Genomic DNA, 26,000 nt, shown 5'->3' with positions numbered 1-26,000 from the left:
GCATGACTACTCCTACTCAAAACTCCAATCCAGCGCGCGAACTCGCTAAATCGTTTGATCCTAAATCCATCGAAAGCCAGTGGTATGCCTTCTGGGAAAGCAAAGGTTTCTATGCCGCCGGCATGAACCCCGACGTCAATGACAATTTCTGCATTTTACTGCCCCCGCCCAACGTCACAGGCACCTTACATATGGGCCATGGCTTTAACCAGACCATCATGGATGCGTTGACCCGCTATCACCGCATGCGTGGCGACAACACTTTGTGGCAACCAGGCACTGATCATGCAGGCATCGCGACACAGATTGTGGTTGAGCGTCAGCTCGATGCGCAAGGCGTGAGTCGTCATGATCTGGGCCGCGAAAAATTCCTGGAAAAAGTGTGGGAGTGGAAAGAATATTCAGGCGGCACCATCACCAAGCAAATGCGCCGCCTGGGCACCTCACCTGATTGGAGCCGTGAACGCTTCACGATGGATGCAGGCCTCAACAAGGTTGTCACCGAGACTTTTGTGCGCCTGTACAACGAGGGCCTGATTTACCGAGGCAAACGCCTGGTGAACTGGGATGTGAAACTGGGTACCGCTGTTTCTGACCTCGAAGTGGTGCAAGAGGAAGAAGACGGCTCCATGTGGCATATCAACTATCCGCTGGCGGATGGTTCCGGCCATCTGACTGTCGCAACAACGCGGCCAGAAACGATGCTGGGTGACGTGGCCGTCATGGTGCATCCGGAAGACGAGCGCTATGCGCACCTGATTGGCAAAAGTGTTTCTCTGCCACTTTGCAACCGTGAGATCCCGGTCATTGCAGATGAATATGTGGATAAAGAGTTCGGCACCGGCGTCGTGAAAGTGACGCCCGCGCACGACTTTAACGACAACATGGTCGGGCAGCGTCAGGGCTTGGATAAGATCGTAATCCTGAACTTGCAAGGTTTTGTACCTGCTGCGGCTGAGGTGTATGCCAATGATGGCAGCGCCAAACAAGCCATCAACCTACCAGCCAACCTGGTTGGCCTTGAGCGGTTTGCCGCCCGCAAACAAGTAGTGGAAGACCTCGAAGCAGGTGGCTTCCTGGTTAAAGTTGAAAAACACAAACTCAAGGTCCCTCGTGGTGATCGCACTAATGTGGTCATTGAACCCATGCTGACCGACCAGTGGTTTGTTGCCATGAGCAAGCCTGGTGAAGATGGCAAGAGCATCACGGAAAAAGCACTGGAAGTGGTGGCCAATGGCGAGATCAAGTTCTACCCGGAAAACTGGGTGAACACTTACAACCAGTGGCTGAATAATATTCAGGATTGGTGTATCTCACGTCAGTTGTGGTGGGGTCACCAAATTCCGGCGTGGTATGGCGAAAACGGTGAAGTGTTTGTCGCGCATGATGAAGCTGAAGCCAAACAAATGGCAACAGAATCAGGTTATACCGGCAACCTGAAACGTGATGAGGATGTGTTGGACACTTGGTACTCATCCGCATTGTGGCCATTCTCCACACTAGACTGGACCGGCGATGAAGCCATGGACGCACAGAATCAGGCTTTACAGCAATTCCTGCCCTCCTCTGTGCTGGTCACAGGCTTTGACATTATCTTCTTCTGGGTGGCGCGTATGGTCATGATGACCAAGCACGTCACGGGCAAGATTCCGTTCAAACATGTCTACGTGCACGGCCTGATCCGCGATGCCGAAGGCCAGAAGATGTCGAAATCAAAAGGCAATGTGCTGGATCCTATCGACTTGATCGATGGCATTGATCTGGAATCACTGGTGAAGAAGCGCACGACTGGCTTGATGAACCCGAAAGATGCGGAAAAAATCGAGAAACGTACACGCAAAGAATTCCCGGAAGGCATTGCTGCTTACGGAACAGATGCCCTACGCTTTACCTTTGCCAGCCTGGCCTCACCTGGCCGGGATATCAAATTTGACCTGCAACGCTGCGAGGGTTACCGCAACTTCTGCAACAAGCTATGGAACGCCACACGTTTCGTGTTAATGAATACCGAAGGTCAAGACAATGGCTTTGGCGCCGAGAGTTGTGACGCCGGTGGCCGTAAATTTAGTCAGGCCGACCGCTGGATTGTTTCGCTGTTACAACGAACAGAAGCTGACGTCGAGCGCGCCTTTAACGACTACCGCTTTGACCTGGCAGCAAAAGCCATTTACGAGTTTGTCTGGGACCAATACTGCGACTGGTACCTGGAAATTGCCAAGGTACAAATTCAGGGTGGTAGTGACGCTGAACAGCGCGCCACCAGACGTACATTATTGAGAGTATTGGAAACCATCTTGCGCCTGGCGCATCCGATTATTCCGTTTGTGACAGAAGAAATCTGGCAGACAATTGCACCAATGACTGAGCTCAAAGATAAGTCACGCGGCACCGAAAGCATCATGTTGCAGGTGTATCCTAAAGCAGACCCGGCAAAAATTGACGAGCAAGCCGAAGCTTGGGTTGCCACACTGAAAACCGCCGTGGAAGCCTGCCGTAGCTTGCGGGGCGAAATGAGTATTTCACCCGCCGCCAAGGTGCCATTAATCGCCGCAGGTGACGCCGAGCAATTAGCGGCTTACGCCCCTTATTTGAAGTCGCTGGCTAAACTTGAAAACGTAGATATTGTGGCTGAATTGCCAGAAGCCGACGCGCCAGTCATGCTGGCGGGAGACTTTAAATTAATGCTTAAGGTGGAAATTGATGTCGCCGCTGAAAAAGAACGCTTAGGTAAGGAAATTGCCCGCTTGCAAGGCGAAATTGCCAAAGCTAACGGCAAACTGGGTAACGAAAGCTTTGTTGCCCGCGCGCCCGCTGCTGTGGTTGAGCAGGAAAAGGCCCGTCTGGCAGAGTTTAGTGCCAGCCTGGAAAAACTACAGGCACAACTGGCTAAACTGAAATAATTTTCTAATCAAGCCTCACACCGTCGCCTGTTCAGGCGGCGGTGCCACACTTGTGGCAAAACTTGGCAAAGGCGCTTTTGCGAGACTGGCAGGCATTGCAATAGTTGTGCAAACAAATGCCACAATGCGTACAAAAATCATTTTGCTCATTCTTAAGGTCTACACTGCGCTCACAGCCAGGGCATACATTTTTTGCCAATCTTGCCAGTGCAGTGTCGTACCCAAGCTCTTCCCGTCTTTGAAATTCAGGCTGCGACTCTGCCAGCTTTTGCTGTTTCAGGTAATTCTGCAAGGCGGTAATCGCATACTTTCCGCCCACGACAGTTAATACAATACCCACGGTATAACGGACATAGCCACCATAGTCTGGCAAATAAGGCACCAGCTCAACAAAGAAGGCCATCAGTGCGAAAATAATAAATCCCCACACAAACGGCCAATATTGGGATTGACGCTTTTTGGCAAATAACCAGGCAGCCAAAGCCAGCAAAGGCAAAGTCACTAATAAGCGATATAAAAACACACGTGTTGCCTGCGCCTCATAAGCATCGTCTAATTGTTGGCGAGCAGCGTCTTCCAATGTATCTACCTGCGTCAGCAGTTGCGTTTCATGCTGGGAAATATTCGTTTGCTGCTGCTGAATATCCTCAATCGCCCTTTCCGCATCCCGTTCCAGTTTCTTGAGCGTATCCAGTGTGCGAGTGCGGCTGACCAGGTCATCTACTTCCTCTGTCGTATCTCTGGTTTTGACCCAGTTATCGAACGTGGTGCGTGCCGCCTGGTAATCTTTTTGCCGGATAATGAGCTGTAAATTGGCTTGTTCGAGTTGATCAGCAAGTGTCTGGCGCTGCCTGGCAAGCCCTTTCAACTCTGTGCGTAATGGATCAACTTGGGCATGACTCACAAAATGCTCGGTCGTGTAATCAGTCTCCACACGTGGCAAATCACCAATAATGCTTTTACCCAGCCCGGTTAAAAACCAGGCAAAGATGATTGCTACCATCCATAGTGCACGGTTAAACCACTTTTCGGATAAACGAACGCCTTTACTCATCAGCAGCCCTTTCTCGGATATGCATGGATGCTAGCGGGCTTTTGGCTTCACAGCAATAGTGGAAGGAACATGCACTACTGGCCTTGCTGGCCGGTCTGCCATTAAAATGCAGGTTGGCTAGACTAACCGATCGTATACGGATGTGTGAAACCGACGAAGAAAACCCGAAAGAAGTACTGTGCAGCTGTAGCGGCACCACCCGCGGACTGATTATTGAGCTGGTCAGGCAGGGCAAGGACCTTGAGGGTATTTCGCGTTATTCTGGCGCTCTCAGCGGGTGCGGCGGCTGCGAATGGGATATCGCCGAACTGGTCAATCAACTTCAGGCTACACAGCCAACTGAGCCAAAGACTTAAACGCCACACACTTTACAAGACGGGTCTTTCTTCAGGCGTATGGTGCGCCACTCGGCACTCAGCGCATCCAGCAACAGCAACCTGCCCTGCATGGTCTGGCCAATATCCAGCAAAATCTTCAGCGCTTCGGCGGCCTGCGCCGTGCCTACCATGCCCACCAATGGCGCAAACACACCGTTATCAGCACAACGCAATTCCTGGTCATCGCCCACATCCGGATACAAACAGTGGTAGCACGGGCTATCTTCATGACGGAAATCAAACACGCTTAACTGTCCCTCAAAACGGATCGCAGCCCCAGAGACCAAAGGGGTTTTGTGGTTGAAGCAAAGCTGGTTCAGCAAGTAGCGCGTGGCAAAATTATCAGAGCAATCAATTACCACATCTGCGACTGAAACACGTCCGGCAAGCGCCTCCTCATTGAGCTGGATCGTTTCGGCATACACTTTGACTTCAGGATTCAGTTTGGCAATCGTTGCCTGGGCTGACAGGGCCTTGTTTTGCCCTACCGCTGCCGTGGTATGAATAATCTGGCGCTGCAAATTGGTCAGGTCCACCTGGTCAAAATCACAAATGGTCAATGTGCCCACACCTGCTGCCGCCAAGTACATTGACACGGGCGCACCCAACCCTCCTGCACCAATAATCAGTGCATGGCTTTGCGTCAACTCTTCCTGCCCCGCATATTCAATCTGCGGCAACATGATGTGTCTGCTGTAACGTAACAATAAATCGTCTTGCATCTAAATTCCGTTTGTTCAAGGCAGTCTTTGCGCCTGCACCATCTGCTGTATCAGCACCTTAGGTGACAGCATCACCAGGCGGTCATCAAACACTGCACCACCCGCCTGCTGTTGTGCTTTATCGACAAAAACAAGGTCGCCATCTGCGTTTTCCTGTTCGTCAGGATGTACAGGCGCCGACACGGCATATGTTTGCCCACCAGACACGGATTGTATGCCACCCAGGCCATTTTCGCCATGCGAAAGGATGATTGCTCCTGGCCGACTAGGGATGCTGGTGACCGCCCCAGCCTCGCCAGTCACTTGAATATTACTGGCACTCTCAGCGGCGGAGATGGAAAACCACTGGGCATGATGGGTAAACGTACTATCCGCCCGATAACGAAAAAAGCGCCCCCAGGCATCGGTTGCCGCCACACCTAATTGCAGCCATGGCAGAAGCCCTTCATCACTGGTGCAAGTCTGGTTCGCCAAGACGTTCTCCCAGCCATCCGGCGGCTGATCAGTATCCGGGCATGGCAGATAATGATAAATAATGGCATGCCCCAGTAATGCCTGCTGCGCCTGCGTCAGACGCTGGTCAGTCTGCTGATATTTATGTAAACCATTCTGTACGCGCAAGGGCATAATTAACCACCCCATCATCAAACTTAGAATCACGAGCGCCATGGCCATCTCCAGTAAACTAAAGCCGTGGATCAGTTTTTGTTTCTGCCGGAACTGGGGAAGACGCTGGCTCATTGCTACATCACACGCTCAAGAATGTCGTTACTTGGCAAGGTCAGTGCGTAGGCATTTTGTGCCTGCAAGGCCTGTAACGTGGATGCCTCCAGGTAGGCATTCAGATTCCCCTTATCAGTTGTACTCTCCCGGGATTGCCCCGGTAGACGCTCTCCTGCCACGATAATAGTTGTTTGCGTTGGGCCAGACTGGTAAAACACTTGTTCCCGCCAGCTATTCTGCTGGAACCAGTGGTGTCTGGCATCGCCGTCCAGCATATGCTGCGTAGTGCCAGGCCAATGTGACGTAGCATCCAGAGGTAAGCGCCCAATATTTACAAGAGTGGAGAGGCATTGCCCGACAGCCACCGACTGGAAACCCAGGCAGCGCTCATCCTCTGCCGCAGCGGGTGATGGATAGGCCTGGCATGGTGCTGCCGTACAGCGCAGACTGCGCTTGAGTTCGCTCAAGACGTGCTTTTGCATTTGCTGGTGCATGCTCCCCGCCGTGATGGGCCAAACCACATCATTGAAGTGAGGGCTAGATGCCGCCATGACAAAACCGTTTACTGCATTTTCGATAGGACTGGCATTATCCAAAGCATGGACATCAAGATAGTGCTTGGCTATTTCGCTGGAGGATTCTTGCCTTTGCTGTATCCAACCATCTTCCCGCACCAGTGGGTGCATGGGCGCAATGATCACCGCAACCACGCCATTGCCCTGGGTTGCATCCCAGTGTAAGCCTTCTGTTAGTAGCAGGCTCCAGGTACCAGGCGTGTCGAGGTTTAATGGCAATATGCGCGGGTTGTTCTTGTAACGCTCAGACACGGCATACCACAATCGCTCTCCACTGTCATCACGCACGTCGCCAATGCCCAAGGTTTTCCATGGCAGTCGCCCCAGGCGGGCGGTATTGCTGCATGAGGTCTCAGCAATACCGTCGTTATTACGGTCAGGACATGGCAGGTCTCCAGGACGTGGGCAATTTGACTCGCACTGGGTGAGCCCCAGCGGCTGCTGGGCATAAGCCAATAACGCCTGTTTTGCCAGCGCAAGCGAAGTGATCGTTTTATGCATGGTCAATTGCTTGGCAGGATAGATATGGGAAAGCTTATACAGCATCCATCCGCCCGCGCCAGACAGCAATAACAGGACAAGCCAGACGGCCACGCCTTTCTGCAAGATAGGCGTGTGCATCATGATGATCCCGCGCTTGCTAATACATTAGGGAAATTAAACATCGCCAGATCGCATTGGACGGCAATAGACCCTGCCTGTTCTGCCAACTGCCATTGGCAACGACGCACGAGCAACATACCGTGATATTGACGCTGCAACGCCCGTAACCATGGACTCACGTCCAACTCATGAAGCACCGACCAGCTGAGTTGGATGGGAGTGACCGTGAAATTGAGCTCAGGTAATTGCTTAAGCGGCCATTGCTGACGACACTGGCCTCCTGGACAAGCCATCGATGGCTGAATCTGATATGCCAAATGAGGGAGAGAAAACTGTTGCTGCATTTTAGCCCAAGCAGACTCCCACTGATCAAAATCAGGTAGTTGCATCAACCCGGATGTTTGCCATCCTTCGCGATGCGCGAAGTAGTAGCTCATTTCAGGCTGATAGCTGGCATACTGCTTGGTTTGTTGCTGGAAATGCTGCCATTGTCTCTCCGCCTCTACCAATGCCTCTTCAGCATTGCGCTGACGATACAGGACTAACGCTAGCAACATGCCCAATATACTTAACACGGCTAACCACGCTAGCATAGTGATACGTAACTCTCGCCAATAGAAACCCGACATTACGATTGCGCCATTTCCTGAGTACGCTTTAAATACAATTTAAGTATGACCTTGTCTGCCGAAGGCATTTGACGAGTGTCGCCCTGCCGAGGTGAAGCATAGGCATCAGAGGGACGGACCACTTCTACCTTTTCAATCCCTGGCAGGCTCTGCAAGCTTTTGTATAACTGCTGCCACTCTGCCTGTGCCTGATGATTGAATTCCGTGGTTATCCATGTCGTTAGCAGTGCTTGATGGTCATCTTTACCATCGTCAGGTGAATCCATTGACCAATTCGCCTCCCATTCCAGGGCGGTCAGTTGCCAGTGAGAGATATCCGCCACGGTGCTGTGTAGTAAAAGCAATGCATCATCTGGCAAGCGCGCTGAAGCCTCTAAGGTTTGCACGGTCTGCGTTAATGCACGCAATCGTGGCAACTGGGCAGGGCTCATCTCACTGACAGGCTGGGTTGACTTTAAGCCTTGTAGACGATGGTTGAGTTGTTCTGCTTGCAGCAAATCGTGTTGCGTAGCCTGCACCCCCACCCAACCCGCCAACAACATCAAACCGGTCATGGCAATACCTGCCCAATGTAACTGACGCTTCAAACGAGCGATGTGCCCAGGCCGCAAAGCTTCCTCGGGGGCTAAATTGGGCAAAAAATTATCTCTTTGCAAGATAGATTGCATGGCGGCCCAATCCATCGCGTCCAGGGCTTCTGGCGCTGGATTGCCACCTGACTGACGCGATAATTCAAGTGCAGGGATACATACCCATAAATAGTGAGATGGCAAATACTTTTTTACCTCTCCCACATCATCTGGCACTTCACCCACCCAGACTATCTGTACCACATCCGCTGCCTGTATCCACCGCTGATGAGTGAGTGTCATAAGGGTTTGATTAGCCTCTTGGGCAATGCGCTCAAACTGGAGATCCAGATCAGAAAACCCCTCTCGCGGCAAAGAAATCAGACGGCTAAAAAACAAGCGCTGTTGCTGCAAATAACTCATTCGCACCTGCTGTGGCCTGCACTGGATGCATAAGCGGTGCACCACTCCTTTTGGCAATGCCGGTAACCAACAGGCCAACGTCAGCGCCTGCGTATACACACCCTCAATACCAAGCGATTGCCTTTGTAACTCCGGTAGCCAAGCTGACAATGTCGGATAGAAAATGGCTGCGAACAGAAAGCGATCTTCCTTGCGCAGGGTTTTCACGCTATTCAGGCGGAATACCGTATGCAATCCTTGTGCAAAAGGCCAGGCAGCCAACTTGCGCAACAAGAACTGGCGTCCGGCGGCGCCACGTACATGGGGTAGAGTTTCGACGTGATATTGCTCATCCGCAAGATTGCTTAAACATATAATCCTTGCCTGCGGAAACTGTTGATACCAGCGCAGCAAAGCCAGGCGACTTCCCTCGTTAGCGAGATCACATGCCCGCAACGCCAGCATCTCCTGCCCGGAAAAATGGGCGATATGCACACCTGTTTCTTGATCAATGAGGATCAAAAACCGATGCTTAGCCATCATCATTAATAGCGCAGACTTGAAAAGCTGTCATACACTGGCAGCATCACGGCTGCCATCAAAAACAATAACATCAGGCCCAGGCTGATAGTGAGCGCGGGCTCCAGTAAACGCAACAGGGTTTGCAGCTGTGACTGTACCTCCATGTCGTAAAAGGTAGCCAACTGCAACAGCATACGATCCAGCGCACCTGTCGTTTCACCGACACTGAGCATACGTAACATTAATGGTGGAAATTGCAGCGTGGCTTTGAAGCTGGATGTCAGACTCTCACCTGCCTGTACGCGCTGATGCACTTCTGCCAATGCCAGTGCCATGACACGTTGCCGCAATAGGGGCTGACACCACTCTAGCGCCTGCAATAAAGGAATCCCGGTCTGGTACATCAAGCCCAGGAAACGGCACAACCGGGCTAATACCAACTGATGCAGGAGCCGGCCAAAGACCGGGATTTTAAGTAGACATTGATCCAGCAACAATGCCGCTTGGGGAGATTGGCGTACTATCCCGATCAGCGCGCCGACCAGCAAAACCATGCCGAGTAGCAACCAGCCGCCATAGGCCATCACACCATCTGAAAGTGTGAGCAGCAACCGCGTGGACCAAGGCAGCTCCTGACCGAGGCCTTGCAAAAAGCTGGCCATCTGCGGCACCAGGAATGTCAACATCACATAGGCCGCCACGGCCACCATGACACACAACACCGCAGGATAAGTCAGGCCACGACGGATTTGGGCCAGCAATTCAGCCTGCCAACTCAGCGTGCGAGTCAAATGCCCGAAGATCTCGGATAACTGACCCGTGCGTTCCCCCGCATCGACCAATTGACCGAATAAAGGCGGGAATATATTGGCTTGCGCCTGGAATGCTTGTGACAACAACCTGCCCGCCTCCAGATCGCGATATAAAATACGCAATGCTGCCTGCAGGCCTTTATGTTCACTTTGTTCCGCCAACTCGGCGATTGCCTGCAATAGGGGCACACCCGCTTGTAGCAATTGCTCCATTTGTATGCAAAACACGATCAACACGGCGCTATTTACACGTGGCTGGCGCCTGAATAAGGGTTGCCCAAGCTTGTATGTCAGTAACTCCAGCTCTTGCTGCTGCAAACACTCCACAAGCGACTGCTCTGAGGGCACGTCCATACAGCCACGTTGCTGGCGACCAAGCTGGTCAATCGCAGTATATCGATAATAAGTCATATCAACCCTGTATGATTGCTGAGGGCGCTTAAGTCGACCATCCGGCGCAATTCCTGCAGACTGGTTTCTCCTGCCCTGACCAGCCTTAGCCCCTCTTCTGCCAGGGTAGTATATCCATGCTGCCGCGCCTGATTTTGCAGGCATTCCATCGTCAGTGATTGCGTCAACATTGATTCCATGTCGCTATGTATGGCCAATACTTCCATCATCACCAACCTACCGCGATAACCACTCATACGGCAGTGGGTACATCCCACTGCCTCAAACACGCGACACGACTCTGCTTGCCCAGCGGCTGTCGTTTGCTGCAACCATTCGATCAGGGCATGATCAGTCTCGATTTCCCGCTTGCAAGATAAGCACAGCTGCCTGACTAATCGTTGGGCAATCACCCCCACTAGGCATCCTGCCATCATGTGAGAACTGACACCCAGGTCTTTCAGGCGTGCGAAAGCAGAGGCAGCACTATTCGTATGCAAGGTCGTCATGACCAGATGGCCAGTCATCGCTGCACGTATGGCCATGGCAGCCGTCGACTCGTCGCGCACTTCACCGACCAGGATAATGTCTGGGTCTTGCCGCAGAATGGCGCGGATACCATTGATAAAATCCACCTTATTTGCAGCATTGACCGAGGTTTGCCGCATCAGTGGATGAGGATATTCCACGGGATCCTCAAGTGTCATGATATTGACATGCTCGTGGTTGAGATGCGCCAGCATGGAGTACAGGGTCGTTGTTTTTCCACTGCCGGTAGGGCCTGTTACAATGAGCAAGCCTTCCGGTTTGGCAAGCATTGCCTTGACCTGCTCGAGTTGAGGGGTACGCAAACCCATCCCATCTAAAGGAATGATGGCCTTGTCACGATCCAGCACGCGTAATACTATATTTTCACCATGCAATGTGGGATGGCTGGATACCCTGAAATCAATTTGCCGTCCACATAAAAACAGATCTACTCTGCCATCCTGGGGCAAACGTTGCTCGGCAATATCCATCCCACACAGTATCTTGAGCCGCACACACATCGCAGGCCAATAACGCCCATGCAGGCATCGGATTTGCCATAGCACGCCATCAATACGGTACCGAATTCGCAAGAACGCCAGCTCAGGTTCAAAATGAATATCAGAGGCCCCTTGCTTGACGGCATCAATGAGCACTGCATTGACCAGCCTGATGACAGGCCGTGATTCCTGCTGAATTGAGGGTAAGCCAGTGGCGTGCTCCTGCTCAATATCACGCAAAATGCTATCTAGCGACAGGTTGTGTCCATAAAACTTGTCTAATGCTTGTTCCAGATGTGCCTCGGTAGCCAGGACTGATTCAAGCGTGATGTTTCCTCCCAATAGGCGACGCAACTCCTCCAGCATCTGTTGCTGCTTTTGCCCAGAAAATGCAATGCGCATGACGCCTTTGTCTGCAGAAAAATGTAGCGGCAATACTTTATGTTGTTTGGCAAAGGCTTCTGGCACCATGGCCATCGCCTCGTGATCTGGAATGACCTGATGCAGGTCTATGCTCTCCTGCGCATGATGCTGCGCCAATGCATCCCGGATGATTGCATCTGTCACAAAATGCAACCGGACCAATTGCTGCCCTAGCAGAAGATGATTTTTATGCTGTTCAATGAGTGCGATTTCCAGCTGATCAGCCGTGATCATGCCTTTTGCCAGCATCCATTCTCCCAAGCGGGCCTGACCGGTAACCGCCTGCATATTCAATCCGCCACCTGTAACAGGAGAGGATCATCATCAGGCACATAATCTGGAATCTCCTGACGTATTCTTCTGAGATAGTCTTCGCGCTGGGTGAGATCGCCCTGTTGATCGATGACCACCAACATACCCACCAAGGCAACGACATGATGCGGGTCTTGCTGCAGAATCTGCTCAAACGACTGGCGCGCCAGATCAAAATATCCTGACTGTAGTTGATACTTGGCATTGGCAAGTTGCTGCGCTATATTCGTTTCATGCAGGCGCGTTACCTCCAGCTGCCAGACCCGAGGATTGGCCTGTTGAGTGACTTTCGTTGAAGCTGCTATCTCTGGTTGTCGGTTCACACTTGGTAGCGCTTTGGTTTCGGCCGGCTTGAAACGGAATAGACTTTGAACCAAGCCAGCTTGTCTGTCTTGCACTACCGGCAAGACGTCGGCAGGCGGCATTGGGGCGATTGATGTGATTAATGTTTGCTGAGACTTCTGCTGCTGATTTGATTGAGGTGCTTGCCTGCTTTCCTCAAAAAAGTGGTAAGTCTGCTGACAGACGAGAGAGACACATAACACAACGCCGGTCCACAAAAATACGTGCACCAGGCTTTCAAACTCCCGTGACTCTCGGTGTATCAATGCCCCACGATATGGTTGTGGCCTGTGAAATCGCTTGATAACACTGCGGACACTCATCATTTGCCGCCCAGGATTCATGATGGCTCCTCATTAATCTCGAAATCCGACGGCAATGCTTCCGGCAGTAAGGGCTGGAATGACTGCAAGTCACCTGATTTCACATCTGCCATGCCAATCACGGTCGGCCGCAGAAAAACAATCAGCTCCGTTTTTTTCGCGGCCTGATTCTTACCGGTAAATGCCTGCCCAATCACAGGCAGCCTGGACAGACCTGGCACCTTGTCGGTAAATTCACGTTGATCCTCCTGCATCAAGCCTCCCAGCACAGCGATATTGCCGCTGGCAATATTCAGAACGGATTCCATTTCACGCACTTGTATTTCAGGAATACTGCTAACGATGCGCGCACTGCCACTGCCAAGCTGGGGATTAGGATCTTCGATATAGCGTAATACCTTGGAGACCGTAGGTCGGACGTTTAAATTGACGCGTTGACGGCTATTTATTTGGGCGGTGACAGCCATGACTAACCCGACAGGCACTGTGTTTGCGGTCGTTGTCACTGCCTGCAAATTGCTACCACTATTACTGCTGCTTTGTGAGATTTGCGACTGAATGGTGAAATACACCAGGTTATCGACCACTTTGAGTATGGCAGTCTGATTATTCAACACCATCAGTTTTGGGCTGGATAACACTCGGGTCTTGCCAAACTGCTCAAGTAAAGTGACGCTGGCACCGAGGTTACCCAAACGACTCAGTGGATTAAAATACCCCAACATAAATGCGACGCTGCCGTTATTTTGACCCAATGCATTTTTGCTGTTATTGCTTTCCCAACTGCCATTGGCCCGATTAAATTGAGCAGCTTCGCTACCCAGCGATTGTGCAAACTGCCAGCCGCGTTGCTGGGCAGAGGCCGAGAGTCTGCTCCAGTCTATGCCCATCTGGAAGCTTTTACTGAGTTCGACTTCGACGATTGTGGCTTCGATCAACACCTGTCTTGCAGCCACCTGCATCACCGATTCAAGATAAGAGCGCACCTGAGCCTGTTGGCTTTGCGACGCCCTGATGGTCAAAATGCCGGCTTCGGGATTTGTCATTAGTCGTGAAGCGCGCCAGCGCACACGTGCCCGTTCCGTTTTCTCAGGATGAATAGTCTTTTCAAGCACTGGCGAGCTTGGTGTTGATTCTGATGGCGTACTTGCCTGATCGGCCAAATGCAGTAAGGAGGAAGTCCCCTCCATCACTTCATCACGTGCATTACTAGCCTTATCTGTTTCATCCAGTAAGGCCTGTATATTCTCAACAATACTTTCCCACAAGTGATAGCGCGATTGTGACGTCACGGCTGTTCTGGAACTATTACTGGATCCACCCTGCACCACAGCGACTTGTGCTGCGCTATTACTCCCGGCGCCCGCGGCCGCCCTGCCAGCACTGTTAATTTCGCTGGCGACGCCGATATATCCAGTGGTATCACGGCTCATATTGACACAGTTCAGCTTATAGCTGCGGATGACGGGCATGTCCGGCGTCACAGACCACACGCCATTGGCCCATTCGTAATACATGTCCAACTGTTTGGACATACGTGCCAAAATTGAGGGAACAGACTGCTGGATGGCATTGAGGGTGACCTTACCGCGCAAACCGGGATGGACATCAATATTCAATCCACTCTCTCGTGCAAGCGCTAACAAAACCTCCTGCACGGGCGCATCATGCACAACCAGATTAATCAGTAAGGTTGGTGTTGCTGACTTTAATGGCGGCTTGATCGAAAGCGTGGATTCAATCTCTGAAATATCCACTTCTGGATAAGTTGGTGCCAGGGGCATGCTGGCAGGGGTTGCCTCTGGCAAATGCAAGGCATTATTGGGAAGAACATCTGCAGGCTGCCTAACGCAGGCCGAGTGCGATAAACCAACCAGCAGGATGATAATAAAACGCATCCACTCCCCCTCTTTAGATGTTTGATATTTTTTAACATATATTAATTTTAATTAATGTCAAAAGTCAAATCATCGTGATGATGAAGAGAATAGGGTTGGCAAGCATTGCCATCTTTAAAATTTAGAACAACTCGATTTCGCCCGTAATCACGCTGTCTTTAAGCAAACCCTGCGCAATCAGGGTTTCATAGTAGCAAATCTGATTTCTACCATGCTCCTTGGCGTAATAAAGTGCTTCATCCGCACGTTCCAGCACGGTATTAGGCAATACATTAAGCGCCATTTGCGAGCAACCAATACTGATGGTGACATGGCCAACTTGCGGGAAGCTATATTCTGCCAGGGCTTCTCTAAACCTTTCGAGCAAGTTCACGATATCTTGCGGTTCAGCGCATGAAAACACACCCACAAATTCTTCACCGCCAAAGCGGAATAGTAAGTCGCCATCGCGAAAGGTTTCCTGCATCAAGCGGGATAACAGGATCAATACTTCATCGCCAATGAGGTGGCCGTAGTTATCATTAATGCGTTTGAAGAAATCAATATCAAAAATCACCAGGTAGTGGTGTAGAGGAAAACGGTATTCCGGCTTGTAATCATTGAGCAGGATTTTGCTCACGCATTGGTCAAATGTTTTACGGTTGAGCAATCCGGTCAAGCCATCGCGCTCATTTTCGATAATCAGGCGGGCATAGTAATGGAACATCTGCAAACATTGCTCGATCAGCGCTATCGCTTCGTTAGCCAGGCCCTCATGCTGAATAAGCAAGATCGCATTTTTGTGGGCAATGCTTTGTTGAAGCGGAAAAATATGCAATTTACCCACCGTTGTTGCCAGGCATTGATGCTGACGATGCTCCTGATCCAGATAATTCAGCAACATTTCATAGACTTCGACTGGGAAGGCCTCAAAGGCAGGATCAGTACTTGCATGTTGAGTATTCATGACCGAGACCAGCTGGCGCCTGGATAATACCTGCATCTTGATGGGCTGTGCTTGTGCAGCAAAAATGCCAAGCCAGTGCTGCATAAGCAACAACAACGCGGGATCCAAAGCGAGACTTTCCCTGATTTTGGTCAGGTCTATCAGGCTTTGCATAAATTTGTTCAAATCCAGATGTGTAGTCATGTGCGAGACAAATACGTTTTCGCACACTTTATCAAAAATAGAATTTGGACTTAGTGACGAAGAGAGCGCACTTTAACGACCAATTTTGGATTTAACCCAGACTTCCATTAGGACTTGAAACGATAACGAAGGGCAGTTTGATGGATTTTTTGTGCAAATTTGAGGGTAATAGTCATTCTATTGGCCGAAAATTTGCACAAACAAAGACGCAAACTGAACGAGTTGGCATTCAAGTAGATTTAAAAATCGCCTAATGGAAAATCTGGGTTTAAGCACGAGAATAAGTAAATGGGGTGGCTAATCGGGCTCGAACCGACGACAACCGGAATCACAATCCGGGGCTCTACCAACTGAGCTATAGCCACCACTGGGAAAGTTTTTGGCCTGCCCGACAGGAATCGAACCTGTAACCCCCAGCTTAGAAGGCTGGTGCTCTATCCAGTTGAGCTACGAGCAGATAGTAGTTACATGCCGATCAGGCAATCCAGAGAAAAACTGGTCGGCGTGGAGAGATTCGAACTCCCGACATCCTGCTCCCAAAGCAGGCGCGCTACCAGACTACGCTACACGCCGAAAGCAGAAATATAACCGATTTTACGAATTTGTGTCAATGTCGATGTGATAAAATTATCTTTTTTACGACAAATTTTTTTGCTCATGAGCGCTCAAATTATTGATGGCAAACAGATTGCCAATCAACTGTTAGAAGAAATCAAAGTCAAGATTGACCAACGCCTGCAAGCAGGGAAACGTGCCCCTTGCCTGGCGGTTATTTTAGTTGGTGACGACGCCGCCTCAGCCATTTATGTACGCAACAAACGGCTGGCCTGCGAAAAGGTCGGGATTATCTCTGTCGCACACAATTTACCGAGCAGCACGTCACAAGAAGAATTGTTTGCCTTGATTAGACAATTGAATGCTGACGATGAAACCGATGGCATTCTGGTGCAATCCCCTTTGCCGCACCATATTGATGAAACCGAAATTCTTGCCCTGATTGATCCAGCCAAGGATGTGGATGGCTTTCACCCATACAATATTGGTCGCCTGGCAGTACGTCAGCCGCTGCTGCGTTCCTGCACACCTTATGGCGTGATTAAAATGCTGCAAGCCAGCGGCATCTCCCTCAAAGGGCTGGATGCGGTCGTTGTTGGCGTTTCGAACCACGTCGGGCGTCCTATGGGCCTGGAATTACTGTTGGCAGGCTGCACCGTCACCAGTTGCCATAGACATACCAAAGATCTCGCTGGACACATTGGCAGGGCAGACCTGGTTGTGGCTGCGGCTGGTAAGGCTGGCCTGATTAAAGGTGAATGGATCAAACCAGGCGCGGTTGTCGTTGATATCGGCATCAATCGCTTGCCGGATGGAAAAATTACCGGTGACGTGGATTTTGCAGTGGCCAGCCAACGTGCGAGCCATATCACGCCCGTTCCAGGCGGTGTAGGGCCGATGACTGTTGCCACGCTCATGGAAAACACCTTAAAAGCGCTAGAAGTTAGGGAGCAGGCTTAACTTACCGTTACAAACAGGGTTGTCACAAAAGGCGAAAGAGACTTTGCAACCCTGTAAAAACTGGTGTAAACTCGCGCGATTGTTGATTGACGTAATGCAGTACACAACCCCTCACGGGCAATAACTATTCAGTAGTTTCGTTCTTTGGAACCATCATGGCAGACACCGTTAACAAATCTTTCACCCCTTACCAGCCAGCCGCCGGTGAGGAATACATGAATAAAAAACAGCAGGATCATTTCCGTAAAATCCTGAATGACTGGAAGGCAGAACTGAGTCATGATATTGACCGCACCGTGCATACGATGCAGGACGAAGTCACCAGCTTTGCAGACCCGAATGACCGCGCCAGCCAGGAATCTGACATGGCCCTTGAGTTGCGCAACCGCGACCGTGAACGTAAGCTGATCAAGAAAATTGACGAAACTCTGCGTAATATCGATAGCGGAGATTATGGTTATTGCGAAGGCTGCGGCATTGAAATTGGCCTCAAACGCCTAGAAGCACGTCCAACCGCCACATTGTGCATTGATTGCAAAACCCTGGACGAAATGCGCGAAAAACAAGTCGCTAAATAATCTAGCCAAAACGCTCTAATAAAAAAGGCTGCATGTCATGCAGCCTTTTTTATTACGCCCAAGCATTCCTCTTCTAGCTACCAGCTTTCTTCTACGGCAAACAAGCGTTTATGCTCACGAATCGCATAGCGGTCAGTCATGCCGGCAATATAATCAGCTACCGCGCGCGCCTGGTCCTGTTTAGCGGCTAACTGGAACTCATCGGGTAATAAGGCAGGGTTATCCATAAAAGCCGTGAACAGCTCTTCAATGATGCGGCGCGCTTTGGCGCTCATGCGATTGACGCGATAATGCTGGTAAAGGTGCTTACGCAAAAACTGTTTGAGTTCAAGGTTCTTTTCAGCCAGTGCTTGACTAAATCCGACCAGGTAATCAGGCGCCTTGCGCACATCCTCAATGCTGGAAGGATTTAAAGCCGAGATTGCTTGGTGGCTTTGCTGGCATAAATCCACCACGAGCACATTAATCATGCGGCGTATGGTTTCATGCACGAGGCGCTTTTCTTCTATCTCACCGTACAGTTTCTTGACCTCTGCCATATTTTCGGCAAACAACTGAATGCCAGCCAATTGTTGAATCGTAATCAACCCTGAGCGCAAGCCATCATCTACATCATGGTTGTTATAGGCGATTTCATCGGCAAAATTGGTGACTTGCGCCTCCAGGCTAGGAGATTCGCCGCGCAGGAAACGTTCGCCGACATCACCCAGCAGTTGTGCATTTTTGCGTGAGCAATGCTTGAGGATGCCTTCGCGTACTTCAAAAGTGAGATTTAAACCATCAAAACTGGCATACCGGTTTTCCAACAAGTCGACCACCCGCAACGATTGCAGGTTGTGCTCAAAGCCGCCGTACTCACGCATGCAATGGTTGAGCGCATCCTGACCGGCATGACCAAAGGGGGTATGACCGAGGTCGTGCGCCAGCGCAATGGCTTCCGCCAGGTCTTCATGCAAACCCAAGGTACGCGCAATGCCTCGCGTAAGTTGTGCGACTTCAATGCTATGCGTCAAACGGGTGCGAAACAGGTCGCCTTCATGGTTCACAAATACCTGGGTTTTGTATTCCAGTCGGCGGAAGGCAGTGGAATGGATAATACGGTCCCGGTCGCGCTGAAACACATTGCGCAAAGGCGACTCTTGTTCACTGACCTTGCGGCCACGCGTTTGTTCTGGATGTGCGGCAAAGAGGGCTAAGGTCATATTTAGCTTTCTGTGTTATGCCGCCAGTGACAGCGTCTGCTTTAACTTTTCAGCATCATAGTCTGCCGTGATCACTGCCTTGCCAATGTCCTGTTGCAGAATCAGGCGGATACGTCCATCAGACACTTTCTTATCCAGTTGCATGAGCCGTAAATACTCCTCCACACCCAAATCTGGTGCTTTTATAGGTAATTTGGCAGCTTGCATAATGGTTTTAATACGTGCGATCTGCGCGTCATTCAGCCAACCCATGCGTTGCGACAAATCTGCGGCCATGACGGTACCGGTTGCCACAGCTTCGCCGTGCAACCAGACACCATAACCCATGGCATTTTCAATCGCATGACCAAAGGTATGGCCCAAATTAAGCAGGGCACGTTCGCCTTGTTCGTGTTCATCCGCTGCCACCACTTCAGCCTTATTCTGGCATGAACGATAAATGGCATAACTGGCCACTGCCGGATCCAATGCCATCAGTGCGGACATATTGGTTTCCAGCCAGTCAAAAAAATCAGCATCGCGAATCAAGCCATATTTGATGACTTCGGCGACACCTGCTGACAACTCCCGTTGTGGCAGCGTTTTCAAGGTATCGATATCTGCCAACACCAGCTTAGGCTGGTAAAAGGCACCTATCATGTTCTTGCCCAACGGGTGATTGATACCCGTTTTACCGCCTACACTGGAATCCACCTGCGACAGCAATGTCGTCGGCACCTGGATAAATGGCACCCCACGCAAGTATGTTGCTGCTGCATAGCCAGTCAGGTCGCCAATGACGCCGCCACCTAATGCAATCAGGGTGGTGTTACGCTCACAACGGTTTTGCAGCAAATGATCGTAAATGGTTTGCAGGGTTTCGTTGTTTTTGTAGGCCTCGCCATCGGGCAGAATAATTTCAATGACGCTGACGCCGGCGTCGCGCAGTGGCTGGGCCATTGTCTGCATATACAAGGGTGCGACGGTGGTATTGCTGACAATGGCGACCTGCTTACGTTTTAAATGCGGCAAAATCAGGTCGGCCTGTCCTAGCAGGTGATTGCCGATATGAATAGGATAGCTACGGTCAGCCAGGCTGACGGTTAAGGTTTGCATGATGACTCCAACGCTTTCAGGGCGTTTTCAATTTTCTGGATAATGACCGCTACCGGTTGATGTCCGGTATCCACAATAAGATTTGCGGTTTCGGTATAGAGTGGATTGCGCGCATGAAACAATTGTTCCAGCCTGGCTTTGACATCTACATTCTGTAACAAGGGACGGTTTTTATCATTGCGGGTACGCAGATACAGCTCATTCACATTTGCCCGCAGGTAAATCACATAGCCATATTTCTTGAGAATTTCACGGTTTTCTGGAGCAATAATGGCACCACCACCCGTGGCCAGGACAATATTGTCCTGCTGGGTCAGCTCCTCCAGCGTAGATGTTTCACGCTTGCGGAAACCCGTCTCACCTTCCAGTTCAAAAATAGTGGGGATTTTGACGCCAGTGCGCTGCTCAATCACATGATCGGTATCGTAAAAGGTCTTACCTAAATTCTTGGCGATCAATTTGCCAACGGTGGTCTTGCCCGCTCCCATCAATCCGATCAAAAAAATGTTGTTTGGTATTTGCGCACCCATAAAAAAGCCCAACCGTTTCAGTTGGGCATTTTAAGGCAAAGCCTGGCGGCTGTCAGTAACTGCACACGTTTGTCAGCGCTAAATCAGTTGAGGGCAATCGTTTCATCCATCACTTTAGGCGTGATGAAAATCAACAGTTCGGTTTTATCTTCCTGCTTGGTGTTACGCTTGAAGGCGTATCCCACCACCGGCAGATCACCAAAGAATGGCACTTTATCAGTCCCTTTACGTGATACTTGCTCGTAAATCCCGCCAAGGACGACTGTTTCGCCATTACCGACCAACACTTGTGTTTGCACGTTTTGGGTATTAATAGCCACCCCACCAGGCAAAGTTTCTCCCCGACTGTCTTTACGCACATCCAAATCCATAATAATTCTTTGATCAGGTGTAATTTGTGGTGTGACCTCCAGACTTAATTCAGCCTTTTTAAAACTGACGGCGGTCGCACCACTGCTTGTCGCGCTTTGATAAGGAATTTCAACACCCTGTGCAATCCTGGCCTTTTGCTGGTTGGCGGTGGTCACACGAGGACTGGAAATCACTTTACCGCGGGAGTCCGCCTCCAGGGCAGAGAGCTCCAAGTTTAACAACAGGTTTGCAGATAATTTCAGCAAACTCAACGCTATGCCGCCATACGCGTTTGTCACCGGCAAGTTGGACATCAAGTCAGGCTGACCATTAGAGCTGATAGTGTAGTTATTCAGGGTCGCACTTTGGATCGTGCCACCCTGGTTACCAAGTGTGAATGTTCCGGTGCCGCCTGCAGTGGTGGGCGCAGTGAAAGCCGTGGCCTTATTACCCAGCGTCCCACCTATCGAGAGATTGCTGTTACTCCCTGGTGTGCCGGTTTGAGAGATACCGAATCTCGCGCCTAATGCCTTGGAAAATGTATTGGAGGCAATGACCATGCGTGATTCAATCATCACCTGTTTGACTGGCACATCAACCTTATTGATGATCGCCTGAATTTCTTCCAGTTTTTTGGGCGTGTCCTGTACAAAAATCGTATTGGTACGCGCATCAAAGGTCACACTACCACGCGGCGAAAGAATGCGGTTCATGCGCCCGGCGGCGCTACCAGTGGAGCCCCCCATGGACGTTCCGGAAGTAGCACCGCCAGCGGTGCTGGTGCCCCCACCCAGCAACATGTTCCTGAAGTCCATGGCTTTCTGGTACTTCAAGGAAAAGACTTCTGTACGCAGTGTTTCAAGGGTCTCGCGCTCTGCCTCGGCAGTCAGCTGTGCTTTTTCCTTGGCGGCAAATTCTTCAGCAGGCGCAATCGAAATCACGCTGCCATTGACGCGCATATCCAGGCCCTTGCTTTTCATGATGACATCCAGCGCCTGGTCCCATGGCACGTCCTTGAGGCCGATGGTGACAGTGCCGGAAACGGAGTCGCTGACCACAATATTTTTACCGGTAAAGTCAGCAATCACTTTCAGGACATCTCGCACATCCACACGCTGAAAATTAAGTGACAGCTTTTCTCCGGCGTATCCCTGTTTGGATCCCTGGATTAATTTATTCGGGTCTTTGACCAAGGGACGGATATCCACTACCAGGCGTCGATCGGTCTGGTAAGCAGATTGCTCCCAATCCCCTTGAGGCTCAATCACAATCTGCGCCTGGTGATGATGGCGCAAGGCGTCCACATAGAGTACCGGCGTATTGAAATTCACCACATTCAAGCGTCGCTGAAACTCTTCTGGCAGCTCGGTATCGGCAAAATCCACCACCACGGTTTTACCCGCATTGCGCACATTCACGCCCACGCGGCTATCAGACAAATCTACCAAAATACGGCCTTCGCCATTTTTGCCACGGACAAAGTCTATTTTCTGGATTTTATGTGCTGCGGCGGCCTCTGGTTCGGCAAAACGCTTAGCGGCGGTAGCGGCAGCCGCAACAGGAACGTCAGCCCCCTCTTGCGCCAAAGCAACCAATAAGACCTGGTCTTGCACCTGCAATTGATGCTGCACGGGCTTGGACAGATTCAGCACGACGCGGCTACGGTCACTGGCCTGCGCCACTTGTACAGACTTCAACACACCCTGGCTGACGGGCAACACATTCTTTCCCGTCGCATTCATCGTATTCGGCAGGTCAAAGACAATTCTGGGCGGGTTGCTCAAGGTGAAGCTGAGTGGCGCAGTTGTTAATGGTTGCGACAATTGCAGCTGCACATTCAACCGGCCACCGGGCAAGGCGGTCACATCAACGGCTTGCAACCGGTTGGCAGAGGCTGGCAATTCCGCCGCGATACCCCATGCTGGTGCCGCCAACACGACCGACAAGAATGCCACGCGGGCTACAAGGTATGTTAATTTTTTCATCATTGATGTTCCTGCAATTCCAATGTTGTCATTTGCTGAGACCACTCACCGCTGACGGGGTCTTGAATCGTCTCTTTTACTTTTAATTCGTATTTCAATGTTTGACGGTTTTCTGTTAACGCCGTCACCACGCCAAATTTTTCACCCAGATGCGAGCCTGGCTTCACTTGATACACCATGTTGTCCGGCGTTTGTATGGTGGCAAAGATGCTATTTTTTTTGCTCAACACCCCCACAAACTTGAGGTTTTCCAGCGGATACGCCTCTAATGGCTCTTTGGGACGATTCAAGTCAGGCTGATTAGTGTTTTGCACCGTCGCTTTGCGAGGCACAAAAGGGTCATGTAACACACCATCCGCGTTGTATTGCTTGGGGGAGAATCCTTGCACTTCCGGCAAGGGCTCTACCGGGGCAACCGTGGTCTGGTCTGCTTCATTCATAAACTGCGTCAAATCGCCATCCTGTGAGCCTCCGCAGGCTGCCAGCAATAACATTGGAATCAGAGAAAACAAGGACTGTTTACGCATTATTTTTTCCCCGCCTTGCTCTCTTGAGCCTTACGTGCAGCCACTTCGTCTGCGTCAAGGTAACGGTAGGTTTTTGCGACAGCCTCCATCACCAGCATATCCTTATGCGGTTGCTTGTCCTCTTTGCCGGCAGGCTGGATTTGCAAGTTATGCAGCGTGACAATACGGGATAATTTAGCGACTTCAGTCACAAACGCCCCCAGTTCATGATAGTGACCGAGCACTTTAATATTGATGGGTTTCTCGGCGTAAAACTCGGCGAATATTTCGGGCATAGGCACAAAGCCTTCAAACGAAAGGCCCTGACTCAAGCCTGCCTGGTTAATATCTGTCAGCAAGCGATCCATCTCGGATTTATCCGGCAGCTGTTTGAGCAAAGTACCAAAGGTGCGCTGGATCTCAACAACCTGCTGCTCATAAGCCTTGATCCTCACCGCTTGTATTTTTTTAGCCATGTACTCATCGCGTAACCCTTGCTCTTTTTCTTTTTCGGCTTTCAGTTCTTTGAGATTAGGACTGAGCAGGAATACATAGCCCAACACCAGCACCGCCACTGCCAGAATCGAGAGCAATACCGCTTTCATTGGCATCGGCAGATTGCCGGCCGTTTTGAGATCAATATTATTAAAATCAGACAGTTGCATGCTTGGTTATCCTTTGGCCGGCACGGACTTCTTGGCAGGGTCTTCTTCAGCGACCTCACGCTTCAAGGACACGCGCAACACAAATTCATATTCCTTAACGCCCTGGGCATTGGTATTGGCCTTGATCTCCACCAGGTTAGGGCTATGCATAATGGCCGAGTCACTGAGGTTATGTACCAATGTGGCGATACGGGTGTTGGTATCTGCAACACCCTTAAGCTCAATCTCATCTTCGAGTTGCTTGACGCTTTTAAGAAAGATGCCTTCTGGCAACTGCCTGGCCAGTTCATCAAGAATCAATACCGCCTGGTTACGGTCACTCTGCAGGCCTTCCACAATCTGCTTGCGCTCCAGCACATGCTTGATTTGCTCTTTCAAGGTGCCAATCACTGCAATCTCTTTATCCAGGCGAACCATTTCATCCTGCAAGCGCTGGTTACGTGCCTGTTGTGCCTGGATTTTGTTATGGATATAGCTCCAGCTCACAAACAGGATGGCCGCCGCCGCAATGGCTACCAATGAAGCCATTAGTCCAAATTCGCGCTGGCGCTCGGCACGTCTGATTTGCCGATGCGGCAACAGGTTGACTTTAATCATGCGTCCACCCCTCGCAGCGCCAAGCCACAGGCAATCATCAGTGCAGGTGCATCCGTTTCCAGCTGGGAGGGTTTGATTTTCTGGGCAAGTGTCATCCCCTGAAAGCTATTGGCCACCAGGGTATGTACACCAGTTTTTTGTTCGATGAGGGCGGCCAGGCCCTCGGTGGCTGCGACCCCGCCGGCCAGCAAGAGATGGTCAATCTTGTTGTACTGTGTAGAGTTGGTAAAGAAAGAGACGGCACGTGATGCCTCACCTGCGAGGTTTTGCAAGAAAGGCTGCAGAACCTCTTGATCATAAGAATCTGGCAAGCCGCCCTGTCGTTTGGCAATTTCGCTTTCTTCAGGCGAAAGCCCAAACCGACGCTGGATTTCCTGCGACAACATTGCGCCACCAAAGGCTTGCTCGCGAGAATACACAGAATGCGTGCCTACCATGACATTGACGTGCGTGACATGCGCACCGATATCAAGAATCATGGTGATAGTTTTTTTGCTATGGTTGGGCAACTGTTTCAGAATCTGGCGATAGGCTGTCTCTGTTGCATACGCTTCCACGTCCATAATGCTGACTTTCAGGCCAGCTTCTTCCGCGACAGCCACGCGGTCCTCGATTTTCTCTTTCTTGGCCGCAACAATCAGTACCTCTACTTCATCGGTACTCTTGCCCATCGGGCCCAGCACCTGAAAGTCGAGATTCATTTCTTCGAGCGGGAACGGAATATACTGGTTAGCTTCGGACTCGACTTGCAACTCCATGTCCTCTTCGCGCAAACCGGCAGGCATGATGACACGTTTGGAAATGACCGCTGCCGTGGGCAAGGCCAACACAACTTGACGTGCGCGCGTTCCCAGCAATCGCCAGGCTGCACGTAACGTATCCGCCACTTGCGCGAGGTCATTAATATTGCCATCACTGATCACCCCTTTGGGCAGGGTCACGTTGGCATAGCCATCCAGCCGGAATTGCTGCTTGCCGACAGCACTCAACTCCACCATCTTGACGGCGGTTGCACTGACATCCACACCAATAAAACTGGTTTTTTTGCGTTGTAAAAAGCCCGGACTCAACGGTATTACCCTTTTGAAGTATTTAAATCCCCGTGGGGGCATGCATCATCCATGCCAACTCACGTTTTTGAATGGTGAAACAGCAAATTCTCTAGTCATGCGAAGGTCGGAAGAATGCTGATTATTTGCATGATTCCATAATTAACTGCCAATGAATCAGCAAAAAAAGATTA

General features: G+C 50.8%; 23 protein-coding genes and 3 tRNA genes. 4 read left to right on the top strand and 22 right to left on the bottom strand.

Annotated features, from left to right (window positions below; translation table 11 throughout):
• Window positions 1–2 precede the first annotated feature (2 nt).
• Entirely contained in the window at window positions 3–2,900 is a 2,898-nt protein-coding gene (locus tag ACJ67_RS01040; RefSeq protein WP_049637511.1) for a valine--tRNA ligase, read from the top strand.
• Between the two features lie 31 nt (window positions 2,901–2,931).
• Here the strand turns inward: ACJ67_RS01040 and ACJ67_RS01035 are convergent, their stop codons facing one another.
• Window positions 2,932–3,954: a zinc ribbon domain-containing protein gene (locus ACJ67_RS01035; protein ID WP_049637510.1), complete on the bottom strand. Its 1,023-nt coding sequence runs from the start codon at window positions 3,952–3,954 to the stop codon at window positions 2,932–2,934.
• Between the two features lie 140 nt (window positions 3,955–4,094).
• Here ACJ67_RS01035 and ACJ67_RS01030 point away from each other — a divergent pair, with 140 nt between their 5' ends.
• Complete coding sequence (locus tag ACJ67_RS01030; protein ID WP_049637509.1) at window positions 4,095–4,310, top strand: (2Fe-2S)-binding protein; 216 nt, start codon at window positions 4,095–4,097, stop codon at window positions 4,308–4,310.
• Here the strand turns inward: ACJ67_RS01030 and ACJ67_RS01025 are convergent.
• From ACJ67_RS01025 to ACJ67_RS00965, 13 genes are all read right to left on the bottom strand, one after another.
• Window positions 4,307–5,053, bottom strand: coding sequence for a molybdopterin-synthase adenylyltransferase MoeB (locus ACJ67_RS01025; protein ID WP_049637508.1), 747 nt, complete (start codon window positions 5,051–5,053; stop codon window positions 4,307–4,309). The genes ACJ67_RS01030 and ACJ67_RS01025 overlap by 4 nt on opposite strands.
• Window positions 5,054–5,068: 15 nt before the next feature.
• Window positions 5,069–5,794 (bottom strand): type II secretion system protein, encoded by a 726-nt coding sequence (locus tag ACJ67_RS01020; RefSeq protein WP_049637507.1) that lies wholly within the window; start codon window positions 5,792–5,794, stop codon window positions 5,069–5,071.
• Window positions 5,795–5,796: 2 nt separating this feature from the next.
• On the bottom strand, window positions 5,797–6,975 hold the full coding sequence (locus ACJ67_RS01015; protein WP_049637506.1) for a hypothetical protein: 1,179 nt from the start codon (window positions 6,973–6,975) through the stop codon (window positions 5,797–5,799).
• Window positions 6,972–7,547: a hypothetical protein gene (locus ACJ67_RS01010; protein WP_231587217.1), complete on the bottom strand. Its 576-nt coding sequence runs from the start codon at window positions 7,545–7,547 to the stop codon at window positions 6,972–6,974. Before ACJ67_RS01010 ends, ACJ67_RS01015 begins: the two co-directional genes overlap by 4 nt.
• Window positions 7,548–7,582: 35 nt before the next feature.
• The gene (locus ACJ67_RS01005) at window positions 7,583–9,076 is read right to left on the bottom strand and encodes a hypothetical protein (protein ID WP_231587216.1); all 1,494 of its coding nucleotides are present in this window, start codon (window positions 9,074–9,076) and stop codon (window positions 7,583–7,585) included.
• 23 nt (window positions 9,077–9,099) lie between these two features.
• Window positions 9,100–10,299 (bottom strand): type II secretion system F family protein, encoded by a 1,200-nt coding sequence (locus tag ACJ67_RS01000; protein ID WP_049637503.1) that lies wholly within the window; start codon window positions 10,297–10,299, stop codon window positions 9,100–9,102.
• Window positions 10,296–12,017 (bottom strand): GspE/PulE family protein, encoded by a 1,722-nt coding sequence (locus ACJ67_RS00995; RefSeq protein ID WP_049637502.1) that lies wholly within the window; start codon window positions 12,015–12,017, stop codon window positions 10,296–10,298. Before ACJ67_RS00995 ends, ACJ67_RS01000 begins: the two co-directional genes overlap by 4 nt.
• A gap of 2 nt (window positions 12,018–12,019) precedes the next feature.
• Entirely contained in the window at window positions 12,020–12,727 is a 708-nt protein-coding gene (locus ACJ67_RS14495) for a lipopolysaccharide assembly protein LapB (RefSeq protein ID WP_053092871.1), read from the bottom strand.
• Window positions 12,724–14,604, bottom strand: a complete 1,881-nt coding sequence (locus ACJ67_RS00985; RefSeq protein WP_197080637.1) for a type II secretion system protein GspD — start codon at window positions 14,602–14,604, stop codon at window positions 12,724–12,726. The genes ACJ67_RS14495 and ACJ67_RS00985 overlap by 4 nt, the downstream gene beginning before the upstream one ends.
• 121 nt (window positions 14,605–14,725) lie before the next feature.
• Window positions 14,726–15,733 (bottom strand): GGDEF domain-containing protein, encoded by a 1,008-nt coding sequence (locus ACJ67_RS00980; protein WP_231587215.1) that lies wholly within the window; start codon window positions 15,731–15,733, stop codon window positions 14,726–14,728.
• A gap of 289 nt (window positions 15,734–16,022) precedes the next feature.
• Window positions 16,023–16,098, bottom strand: a tRNA-His gene (locus ACJ67_RS00975).
• A 15-nt stretch (window positions 16,099–16,113) separates the two neighbouring features.
• Window positions 16,114–16,190, bottom strand: a tRNA-Arg gene (locus ACJ67_RS00970).
• Window positions 16,191–16,229: 39 nt separating this feature from the next.
• Window positions 16,230–16,306 (bottom strand) — tRNA-Pro (locus ACJ67_RS00965).
• 84 nt (window positions 16,307–16,390) lie between these two features.
• On the opposite strand from ACJ67_RS00965, the gene folD reads away from it, so the two are divergent.
• The gene (gene folD, locus ACJ67_RS00960) at window positions 16,391–17,248 is read left to right on the top strand and encodes a bifunctional methylenetetrahydrofolate dehydrogenase/methenyltetrahydrofolate cyclohydrolase FolD (RefSeq protein WP_049637501.1); all 858 of its coding nucleotides are present in this window, start codon (window positions 16,391–16,393) and stop codon (window positions 17,246–17,248) included.
• A 155-nt stretch (window positions 17,249–17,403) separates the two neighbouring features.
• Window positions 17,404–17,826, top strand: a complete 423-nt coding sequence (dksA, locus tag ACJ67_RS00955; protein WP_018986915.1) for an RNA polymerase-binding protein DksA — start codon at window positions 17,404–17,406, stop codon at window positions 17,824–17,826.
• 77 nt (window positions 17,827–17,903) lie between these two features.
• Here the strand turns inward: dksA and ACJ67_RS00950 are convergent, their stop codons facing one another.
• The 8 genes from ACJ67_RS00950 to ACJ67_RS00915 all read right to left on the bottom strand — a co-directional run bounded on the left by ACJ67_RS00950 (window position 17,904) and on the right by ACJ67_RS00915 (window position 25,827).
• The gene (locus tag ACJ67_RS00950) at window positions 17,904–19,028 is read right to left on the bottom strand and encodes a deoxyguanosinetriphosphate triphosphohydrolase (protein ID WP_049637500.1); all 1,125 of its coding nucleotides are present in this window, start codon (window positions 19,026–19,028) and stop codon (window positions 17,904–17,906) included.
• 15 nt (window positions 19,029–19,043) lie between these two features.
• Window positions 19,044–20,123, bottom strand: coding sequence for a 3-dehydroquinate synthase (gene aroB / locus ACJ67_RS00945; protein ID WP_049637499.1), 1,080 nt, complete (start codon window positions 20,121–20,123; stop codon window positions 19,044–19,046).
• The gene (locus ACJ67_RS00940; RefSeq protein WP_049637498.1) at window positions 20,111–20,653 is read right to left on the bottom strand and encodes a shikimate kinase; all 543 of its coding nucleotides are present in this window, start codon (window positions 20,651–20,653) and stop codon (window positions 20,111–20,113) included. The genes aroB and ACJ67_RS00940 overlap by 13 nt, the downstream gene beginning before the upstream one ends.
• A gap of 83 nt (window positions 20,654–20,736) precedes the next feature.
• Window positions 20,737–22,992, bottom strand: a complete 2,256-nt coding sequence (gene pilQ / locus ACJ67_RS00935) for a type IV pilus secretin family protein (protein ID WP_049637497.1) — start codon at window positions 22,990–22,992, stop codon at window positions 20,737–20,739.
• A complete protein-coding gene (locus ACJ67_RS00930) occupies window positions 22,989–23,516 on the bottom strand; it encodes a pilus assembly protein PilP (protein ID WP_197080636.1) in 528 nt (175 codons plus the stop codon). Before ACJ67_RS00930 ends, pilQ begins: the two co-directional genes overlap by 4 nt.
• Window positions 23,516–24,160, bottom strand: a complete 645-nt coding sequence (locus tag ACJ67_RS00925; RefSeq protein WP_049637495.1) for a type 4a pilus biogenesis protein PilO — start codon at window positions 24,158–24,160, stop codon at window positions 23,516–23,518. Before ACJ67_RS00925 ends, ACJ67_RS00930 begins: the two co-directional genes overlap by 1 nt.
• A gap of 6 nt (window positions 24,161–24,166) precedes the next feature.
• The gene (locus ACJ67_RS00920) at window positions 24,167–24,757 is read right to left on the bottom strand and encodes a PilN domain-containing protein (protein WP_049637494.1); all 591 of its coding nucleotides are present in this window, start codon (window positions 24,755–24,757) and stop codon (window positions 24,167–24,169) included.
• Window positions 24,754–25,827, bottom strand: a complete 1,074-nt coding sequence (locus ACJ67_RS00915; RefSeq protein WP_049637493.1) for a pilus assembly protein PilM — start codon at window positions 25,825–25,827, stop codon at window positions 24,754–24,756. The genes ACJ67_RS00920 and ACJ67_RS00915 overlap by 4 nt, the downstream gene beginning before the upstream one ends.
• Between the last annotated feature and the right edge of the window lie 173 nt (window positions 25,828–26,000).

The sequence above is a fragment of the Methylophilus sp. TWE2 genome (assembly GCF_001183865.1).
GTDB lineage: Bacteria > Pseudomonadota > Gammaproteobacteria > Burkholderiales > Methylophilaceae > Methylophilus.
The sequence above is the reverse complement of the archived record's forward strand: the minus strand, read 5'-3'. Positions and strand labels throughout refer to the sequence as shown.